The organism is Lacrimispora sp. 210928-DFI.3.58 (assembly GCF_020554865.1).
GTDB lineage: Bacteria > Bacillota > Clostridia > Lachnospirales > Lachnospiraceae > Enterocloster.
Genome location: NZ_JAJCIC010000089.1, coordinates 1 through 1,900, shown reverse-complemented (window position 1 = coordinate 1,900; position 1,900 = coordinate 1). Strand labels below are relative to the sequence as shown.

General features: G+C 48.9%; 1 protein-coding gene. It reads right to left on the bottom strand.

Annotated elements, in window-relative coordinates:
* Positions 1-72: 72 nt before the first annotated feature.
* A complete protein-coding gene (ltrA, locus tag LIZ87_RS22010) occupies positions 73-1,464 on the bottom strand; it encodes a group II intron reverse transcriptase/maturase (RefSeq protein ID WP_227149220.1) in 1,392 nt (463 codons plus the stop codon).
* Positions 1,465-1,900 lie beyond the last annotated feature (436 nt).

Genomic DNA, 1,900 nt, shown 5'->3' with positions numbered 1-1,900 from the left:
AATCGAGTAGGAGGCGGTGATTAACCGCCGTCCTCTCATACCACCGTGCGTACCGTTCGGTACACGGCGGTTTCAATAGTTGACGTGCACTGACTGATAAGCTGTGGCTAAATCATAATAGCCCCAGTTTATCAGTCTTTCTTTTGTTAATGCTCTTTTGACCACTCCTGTGTTAGACATCCGCCAGTAGGCTTTCCGGCTGTATGCCCCTTCACATGCTGCCCATTCCGGCAATCCCAATCCTAACAGCTTTCTCTTCCGTGTCTTTGGTAACTTCCATTGTTTCCAGATACACATCCGTATCCGGCGGTACAGCCATCCATTCAGGTCTTCGATGTTGTTCTTCATATCTGCTATTCCGTAGTAATTCAGCCAGCCTCGCATATAGACCTTTATCTTTTCCATTGCCCCTACGATGCTTCCACACCTGCTCCGGGAAGTGAGCAGTCTCAGTTTATCCTTGGCTTTCTTCCATGTCTTTGTATGGACTCGGATATAGATACCCTTTGCATTCTTCCCAAAACAAAAACCAAGGTACTTAAAATTTCGGATTGCAAACACACTGACCGTCCGGCTCTTTTCCCTGTTTACTTTCAGCTTCCATGTCTCTTCCAGATATTTTGTACTGGTCTCCAGCAGCCTTTCGGCTGCACGCTCACTCCTGGCCAGCAATACGATATCGTCTGCATATCGAATGCACGGCACTCCTCGTCTGCTGAATTCCCAGTCAAACTCATTCAGATACACATTTGCCAAAAGCGGGGATAAATTTCCTCCCTGCGGCGAGCCTTCCTTTGTTTCTGTTACAACACCGTTTTCCATCACCCCACTCTTCAGATATCGCTTCACCATCTGGATGACTCTTTCATCTTTTACCTGCTTTCTTAAGAGATTCAGCAGGATTGTATGGTTCAGCGTGTCGAAATACTTTGACAGGTCAAGCACTACTGCCCTTGTATATCCCTGTTCTGCGTATTCTTTTATCCTTCGGATGGCATCCTCTGCCCCGCGTCCCGGACGATAGCCGAAGCTATTGTCTGAAAACAGGGGCTCATAGATTGGCATAAGCTGTTGCGCCATTGCCTGCTGGATCATACGGTCAATAACGGTGGGAATACCTAGCTTCCGTATTCCTCCGTCCGGCTTTGGAATCTCCACTCTTCTCACGGGAGATGGCCTGTATTTCCCCCTCCTGATTCTCTCTACAAGCTCGTGGTTATGTTCCTTCAGCCATGGTAACGCCTCTTCAATGGTCATTCCGTCGATTCCCGGCGCTCCTTTGTTTGCCTTCACTCTCTTGTAAGCTCTGTTCAGGTTATCCTTATCCAGTATCTTACCCAAGATATCCGGCTCTGCACTATCCCTTTCCTTCCATATCCGGTTGAACGAGCGGTGCGCTCTCACATACCCTTTGCGTTCCGCGCTATCTCTTTGTGAGCAGCTTTCTTTGTTTTCTGTACCCATTGCTCATTCCTCCTTTTCAAGCCGTACTAAGGACTCCTATTGATTCGGCCCTTCACTAAAAAAAGCTACTATGGCCTCTGCTGACTTCTGCACGTTCAGCGCTGCCTCTCAGCAGCGGTTACTTCTTTCGAAGCGTTCCATACAGACCTCCCTGGGTACCACACGTTTCTTTCTCTCCATCCATCTGCCACATTTATCCCGTACGATTCCGTGTAGTTATTGGGCTTCGGCTTGCGTAGCAGTCTTACCCTCGTACGGGACCTTATATGTGATTTCTGTTCGTCAGACCAGAGATTTGCCCATGGGTTAGTATGCTCCCCACATCCGGCTTCCTTCAGATTCCACCTCACGATGAACACCCTTGCCTTCGGCTATATCCTTCCCACTACCGGGCGGATTCCAGACTTGCACTGGTTAGAAACGTGCGCCGCCAGGC

Excerpts from the sequence above, each read along its gene's own strand:
- ltrA (WP_227149220.1), bottom strand. The coding sequence starts at position 1,464 with ATGGGTACAGAAAACAAAGAAAGCTGCTCACAAAGAGATAGCGCGGAA.